The sequence below is a fragment of the Parafrankia sp. BMG5.11 genome (genome assembly GCF_004337455.1).
On sequence record NZ_SJXI01000026.1, the window covers coordinates 51,411 to 58,579 of the forward strand.

Genomic DNA, 7,169 nt, shown 5'->3' on the forward strand with positions numbered 1-7,169 from the left:
GCCGGCGCCTGATCGCCGTCATGGCCGGTACCGGCCGGATCGGCAGCCGCCGCGAGCGGCTCCGCACGGCCGGTCTGGCCGGGCGCACCGCCCACCGTCACCCGTGGAGCTTCAGGGCCCCTCCTGGCAGCGCCTGAGGCCTTCCGGGCTGTAGCACGGCAGAGCGCCGTGAGCCTTGATGACGGTCTGCCCGCCGCCCCTGGTCAGATAGTCGAGGAAGCTCAGGGTGAGGGAGCCGGCGGGCGGCTGCCCGTAGGTGTACGCGTATTCGACCTCCGCGAAGGGATAGGTGCTGTTGCGGATGGCCTCGATCGAGGGATCCTGCCCGTCGATGCGCACGGTGCGCAGGCCCTTGACGGTCGCGGCGGTACGCAGTTCGCTGTAGCCGATCGCGCCCGGCAGCCTGGCCACGCTTCGCAGTACCCGTTCGGTGCTGTCGAGCTCGCAGCGGATGACCTTGTCCTGCGGTGAGTTCCGGTGCTCGCAGTCCTGGGAGGTGTAGGCGGGTTCACCAATGCCGGCAAGGATGCGCCGCCGGAACAGGTCGCGGGTACCAGAGTTGGCGTCGCGGCTCACCAGCAGGATCGGGAGGTCGGGCCCGCCAACCTGGTTCCAGTTGACAACATCGCCCCGGTAGATGCGGCGTATCTGCTCGATCGTCAGGCTGCTGACCGACACCTCGTCGTTCACCACGACGGTGAAGGCGGAAACCGCTACCCGGTCCCCTTGAAGGCGCGGGTCGAGCTGCGATCCACCACCGTCACGAATGACGATCATGGCGGGGGAACCGTTCTCGGACTCGCCCGTCTCCACCAGTCTCTGCATGCCTTCGTTGCTGCCACGAGCCTCCACCGTGATGTTTGAGTCGGGGCAGTCCGACTCGTATCTCCTGGCGATTTCCTGCACCACGGGCGCGAAGGCCGTGGAACCGTTGACGGTGAGCTTCCCTGTGGCGCAGCCGATGGGCGGGGGCGCACCGCCGCCACCGACGACGATGCTCGCCAGCACCGTGACGCAGAGCGTGAGCAGGATGGTGATCAGGCGGGCGGGCCGGTTGAAAAGGGGCGGCTTGTCGTCGACCGTGGTGCTCCGGTTGGGCTGCACCGCGCCCTCCCGGATCCCACCGGTGACGCGCACGGCGCAGCCGACGCTGCCGCCGGTGAGGAGCACGAGCAGTTTGTAGTGCTGACCGCTGTCGAGCGGAACACGAGGCAGGTAGATCGTGTTGCCGCTGTGCCGCATCCCCCTCGAAGACGCGAAGTGCTCCATGAGGTGGTCGGCGTTGGGCTGGGTGACGGTCACACCCCTGACGATGCGTTCCGTGAAGACGGCGGTGAGACCGTGCAGGTCGCCGCCGGTGTAGTCGGTGCTGGCCACGCTCTGCGCACCGTCATTCTCGACCCGCAGGAGGACGAGGGTCGCGTCGGACATGTCCGGGAGATCGCTGAACAGGCCCAGCCGTATGTTTTCCTGACCCTGCCCGTCACGATTGTCACCGCCGATGGGCATGTCCATCTGGACGCGGTAGCCAATGCGCCTGCGGCGCGGCACCCGGCGCTCGTACCAGACCACCGCGAAGGACGCCACTATGCCGAGCGCCGCGGTAAGCACGGCCACGATGTTCTCGGCACTCAGCCAGCTCACGATGCAGCTCGCCCCCGCATGCCCAACCGGCCCGACGTGTTGATTCGGTTACCGTATGGGGCCCGTCGCGGACTGGAGAGCCGCGGTCTACTCGGTCGCCTGATATTCGCCGTGAATTCATCCGGTGATCCAGGAGGTTCCTGCGGAGGCGTCACACCGCCGGGCGCACCACCCGAGCCCCCCGCTGTCCCGTCGCCGCGCCGATCACAGCTTGCCGCTCTAGAGTGGCCGGGATGGGCGTGGGCCTCACTCTCCTGGACGGGGTGCGCTGGAAGGGCATCCCGGTGGTCGGCGACCGGCCGCGGGCGCTGCTGGCGGCGCTGGCGGCGGAACGCGGGCGGCCGGTGCGGGCCGAGCGGCTGGTGGAGCTGATCTGGCGCGGGGAGCCGCTGGCCAATGCGGCCAAGGGTCTTCAGGTGGTCGTCTCCCGAACGCGGGCCGCCTGCGGCGGCGCCGCGGTGGTACGCGATGGCGAGGGCTATCGGCTCGACCTGCCTCCGGCCGAGGTCGACAGTTGTCTGCTCGGCCGGCTGGTCGCCGAGGCTGACACCCTCCTCGCGGCCGATCCGGCCGCCGCCGCCGAGCGGGCCCGGGAGGCGCTGGAGCTCGGCGCGTCGCTGTCGCCGGTGCCGGCGGGCGAACAGGGCCCGCTCGCCGACGTGCGCCGGGCGGCCGGCCGCGATCTGGCGGCGGCCCGGCTGCTGCTGGCCCGGGCGGCGAGCCGGACAGACCGGCACACCGAGGCGCTGGGGCTCCTGGAGGCGGCGCACGCCGAGCGGCCCGACGACGAGGCCCTGCTGGCCGACCTGCTGCACAGCGAGGCCGCCGTCCGCGGGCCGGGGGCGGCCCTGGAGCGCTTCGAACGCCACCGTCGGGACCTGCGGGAACGGCTCGGTGTCGGCCCAGGGGAGGCACTCACCCGGCTGCAGCGCGATCTGCTCGCCGCCGACCAGCCCGTCCGCGACGGCCTCCGTTACGACGCCACTCCCCTGCTGGGCCGCCAGGGGGACGTCGAGCGGCTGCGGACGTTGCTGGACCGGTCACGGGTGGTGTCGATCGTCGGGCCGGGCGGCCTCGGCAAGACCCGGCTGGCGCACCGGCTCGCCCGGGAGAGCACGCTGCCGGTGGTGCATGTCGTCCACCTGGTCGGGGTGACGGCGCCCGAGGACCTGCTCGGCGAGGTCGGCTCGGCGCTCGGTGTCCGCGACTCGATCGGCGAGCGCCGGGTGCTGTCCCCGGGCCAGCGCGCCGACCTGCGCACGCGTATCGCCGCGCAGCTCTCGCGTGGGTCGAGCCTGCTGCTGCTGGACAACTGCGAGCACCTCGTCGAGGAGGTCGCCGAGCTGGTCGCCTTCCTCGTCACCGCCACCGCGGACGTCCGGGTGCTCACCACGACCCGGGCGCCGTTGGCGATCAGCGCCGAGCGGGTCTACCTGCTCGGGGAGCTGGGCCGCGCCGACGCGACCGAGCTGTTCCGTCAGCGCGCCGCCGCCGCCCGGCCCACCGTCCGGCTCGACCCCGAGGTGGTCGGCCGGATCGTCGACCGGCTCGACGGCCTTCCGCTGGCGATCGAGCTGGCCGCGGCGCGGGTCCGCGCGATGTCGGTGGAGGACGTCGACCGGCGGCTGGCGGACCGCTTCGCCCTGCTGCGCGGCGGCGACCGCGGCGCGCCGGACCGTCACCGCACGCTGCTCGCGGTGATCGACTGGTCGTGGAACCTGCTGGCCGAGCCGGAACGGCGGTCGCTGCGTCGGCTGGCGCTCTTTCCGGACGGGTTCACCCTCGACGCCGCGGAGGAGGTGCTCGGCGCGCCCGACCCCGCCGGGCAGGTCGCCGGCCCGGAGCCCCTGGACGCCTTCGACGCGGTGCAGAACCTCGTCGACCAGTCGCTGCTGAGCGTGCGTGAGTCGGCCGACGGGGTCCGCTACCGGATGCTGGAGACCGTCCGCGAGTTCGGCCGGCTGCGACTGACCGAGGCCGGCGAGCAGGTGTGGGCGCGGCGGGCCCAGCGGGCCTGGGCGGTCGGTTACGTCACCCGGCACGGCGCGGACCTGCTCAGTGAGCGGCAGTTCGCGGCGATCGACGCGGTCGCGGCCGAGGAGACGAACCTCGCCGACGAACTGCGGGCCGCGCTGGTCGACGGCGGTACCGAGGCGGTCGTGCGGCTGCTGGCGGTGCTCAATCCGTTCTGGGAGATCCGCGGCGATCACACGCGGATGATGGTGCTGGCCAACGCGGTCGCCGAGGCCCTGCACGACTGGGCCCCGCCGCCAGCGGCGGCCTCGGCGACCCTGGCCAGCCGGATCGCCATCCTGCGGACGAAGATGCTCATGACCGTCAGGTACCCGGAGGAGGCCTGCGAACTGCTGGTGCCGCTCGATCCGGCGGACGCGGACAACACGTGGCTGGCCGGTTCGGTGCGGGTGCAGCTTGCGCTCGATCCGACCCGGCCCGCGGACGCCGCGGCACGGCTGGAACAGCTCGTGGACGACGCCGACCGGCACACGCGCCTGATCGCGCTGATGTGGCTGACCCATCTGTGGGAGAACGACGGTGTCCCGCGGACGGCGGCGGCCTGCGCCGAACGGGCGCTGGCGCTCGCCGCGCCGCAGGACGGCCCGTGGATCGCGGCCGTGCTGCGCACCCAGCTCGCCGCGCTGTCGATGCAGCTCGGGGACGTCACCACCGCCCGGTCGTGTGCTCGCGCGGCACTGCCCGTCCTGGAACGGCTCGGCGCCCGCGACGACGTCGCGCAGCTCAGGGTGCTGCTGGCGTTCGACGCCATCAACGACGGCCGGCTCGAAGCGGCCGAGAGCCACCTCGCCCAGAGTGCCCCGGAGGACAGGACGGGGCTCGGCGGCAGAATGATGGCCACCGCCGAGGCCGAGATCATGATCGCCCGCGGCGACACGACCGGTGGTCTACGCCGGTACGTGGACGCGGCGGAGGAGATGCGGGCCCTGCGGCTGCCGGGCGTGGAACCCACCGGCCTCGAGCCCTGGGTGCTCGTGTGCGACGCGGCGACGGTGGCCGCGTTCGCCCGGCACGCGAGCACGGCCGACGACCTCGCCACCGGTCACAGCCTGTTCCGGGCCTGCCTCACCCATTGCGTCGAAGCGTTCCGACGCGGGCAGGCCGGCGCCGACTACCCGGTGTACGGGACGGTGCTGTTCGCACTGGGCGCCTGGGGTCTTCGGGAGAACCTCCCGGCGCCCGGAGACGGTCTGGCCGGGATGGCCCCGGAGGACGCGGTCCGGCTGCTGGCGCTCGCGGAACGGTTCGCCTACCCCGCGACGATCCCGTCGATGGGGTGGTCGCGGATCGAGCCGATCGCCGAACGCCGCGCGCCCGGCACGCTCGCGGCGGTCCGGGCGAGTGTCGCCGGACGGCGCCCGGCGCAGGTTCTCGACGAGGCCCGCCTCCTCGTCGCGCACCTGGCCGAACGCCTGACTGGATGGCTGGATGGCTGGCCGGGCAGTTGACCGGGCGGGACGCCGACCGGGCGTCGCCCGCCCATCGGGTGAGGGCACCGGATTCCCGGCTAGAGGTGCCGCTTGTAGCTGGCCACCGACAGCGGCATGAAGATCACGATCACGGCGAGGCCGGCGAGCAGCGTCCAGCCGACCTGCGCGGTGATCACGCCGTTGTTGGCGAGGTCGCGGGTTCCGGAGACCAGGTGTGACACCGGGTTGATCCTGGTGAAGGACTCCAGCCAGCCCGGCAGCGTGTCCGCCGGCACGAAGGCGTTGGAGAGGAAGGTGAGCGGGAAGAGGATCATCATCGAGATCCCCTGCACGCTGCGGGCGCTGCGGGCCAGCGTGCCGATCCAGGTGAACGCCCACGCGAGCGCCCAGCCGGTGAAGACCGCGAGCAGGACCGCGCCGACCACACCGAGCACCCCGCCGCCCGGCCGGTAGCCGAGAATCAGGCCCATCAGGTAGGTCAGCACGGCCGCGATCAGATAACGGATCAGGTCCGCCATCATCGGCCCGGCGAGCGGCGCGATCCGGGACATCGGCAACGACCGGAACCGGTCGAAGACGCCCTTGTCCATGTCCTCCCGCATCTGCACCCCGGTGGCCATGCAGGTGGTGAGCACGGTCTGGGCGACGATGCCGGGGATCAGCAACGGCAGGTAGCTGTCGACGTCACCGGAGATCGCGCCGCCGAACACGTAGGCGAACATCGCGGTGAACAGCAGCGGCTGCAGCGCCACGTCGAAGAACTGCTCCGGGTTGCGGCGCATCTTCTTCAGCGCCCGCCACGCCATCGCGAAGGTCTGGTTGAAAGTGTCGCCCAGCCCGGGGCGGGCGCGCGTGCGGGCTACGGCGGCGGCCGGGTCGACGGCTGGCGCCGATCGCGGGCGGGCGGCGGACGGTTCGGCTACGAGGGTGTTCATCGGGCCTTCTCCATGACGGGCTTGTCGGGGCTGTTCGTGTCCTGGCCGGGGACGGCGCCGGCCGGGCCGGCGGTGCCGGTGCCCGTGCCGTCCCCGGTGCCGGTGCCGTCTCCGGTATCCGTGCCGTGGCCGGTGAGGGCGAGGAAGACCTCGTCGAGGCTGGGCTTCGCGACACTGACCGAGGAGATCGAGACGGCGGCCTCGCGCAGCGCGATCAGCACGTCGGCGGCGCGGTCGGCGACATCGAGCGGGACGTTCATCCGGCCCGACTCGGGGGTGGTGACCGGCTCTTCGCCGAGCACCCGGAACACCACCTCGCGGGCGAGCGCCTGGTCGGCGCCGGGGGCGAGCTGAAGCTGCAGGGTCGAATCGCCGACCTGGGTCTTCAGCTCGTCCGGAGTGCCCTCGGCGACCTTGCGGCCCTGGTCGATCACGCAGACCCGGTCGGCGAGCTGGTCGGCCTCGTCCAGGTACTGGGTGGTGAGCAGGACGGTGCAGCCGTCCTCGACGAGACCGCGGATGGTGTTCCACATCTGGCCTCGGGTGCGCGGGTCGAGCCCGGTGGTCGGCTCGTCGAGGAAGATCAACGGCGGTCGGGTGATGAGGGAGGCGGCGAGGTCGAGGCGGCGGCGCATGCCGCCGGAGAACGCCGAGATCTTCCGCTCGGCGGCGTCCTCCAGGCCGAACTGCTCCAGCAGCCGGCGCGCGGTGGCGCGAGCGTCCGCGGCCTTCAGGCCCTGGAGCCGGCCGAAGAGCCACAGGTTCTCGGTGGCGGAGAGGTCCTCGTCCACCGAGGCGTACTGGCCGGTCACGCCGATGAGCTGGCGGACCCGGTGCGGCTGGGCGGCGACGTCCACACCGAAGATCTCGGCCCGGCCGCCGTCGATCGGCAGCAGCGTGGCCAGCATCTTCAGCATCGTCGTCTTGCCTGCGCCGTTCGGCCCGAGCACGCCGAAGATCTCGCCGTGTCGCACCTCGAGATCGATCCGGTCGACGGCACGGAAATCGCCGAATCTCTTGACCAGGCCATCGGCCCGGACAGCGGGTGTGGCTGTCACGCGTCGTCCTTCCATGGTGCTCAGCAGCTGGGAAGCTGGGACGACGCTACTGACGATTAATGTGTGGT

At 72.1% G+C, this 7,169-nt stretch carries 4 protein-coding genes; 1 reads left to right on the plus strand and 3 read right to left on the minus strand.

The features are described 5' to 3' along the window. Positions 1-111: 111 nt before the first annotated feature. Positions 112-1,644, minus strand: coding sequence for a PstS family phosphate ABC transporter substrate-binding protein (locus tag E0504_RS17995; RefSeq protein WP_112108715.1), 1,533 nt, complete (start codon positions 1,642-1,644; stop codon positions 112-114). A 233-nt stretch (positions 1,645-1,877) separates the two neighbouring features. Here E0504_RS17995 and E0504_RS18000 point away from each other — a divergent pair, with 233 nt between their 5' ends. Next, positions 1,878-5,126, plus strand: a complete 3,249-nt coding sequence (locus tag E0504_RS18000) for a BTAD domain-containing putative transcriptional regulator (RefSeq protein WP_131625129.1) — start codon at positions 1,878-1,880, stop codon at positions 5,124-5,126. 59 nt (positions 5,127-5,185) lie between these two features. On the opposite strand, the gene E0504_RS18005 is transcribed toward E0504_RS18000, so the two are convergent. Both E0504_RS18005 and E0504_RS18010 read right to left on the minus strand, forming a co-directional pair. After that, positions 5,186-6,043: an ABC transporter permease gene (locus tag E0504_RS18005; RefSeq protein ID WP_071062324.1), complete on the minus strand. Its 858-nt coding sequence runs from the start codon at positions 6,041-6,043 to the stop codon at positions 5,186-5,188. Continuing rightward, positions 6,040-7,101 carry an ATP-binding cassette domain-containing protein gene (locus tag E0504_RS18010; RefSeq protein ID WP_112108717.1) on the minus strand — a complete coding sequence of 354 codons (1,062 nt, stop codon included), beginning with the start codon at positions 7,099-7,101 and terminating at the stop codon, positions 6,040-6,042. The genes E0504_RS18005 and E0504_RS18010 overlap by 4 nt, the downstream gene beginning before the upstream one ends. Positions 7,102-7,169 lie beyond the last annotated feature (68 nt).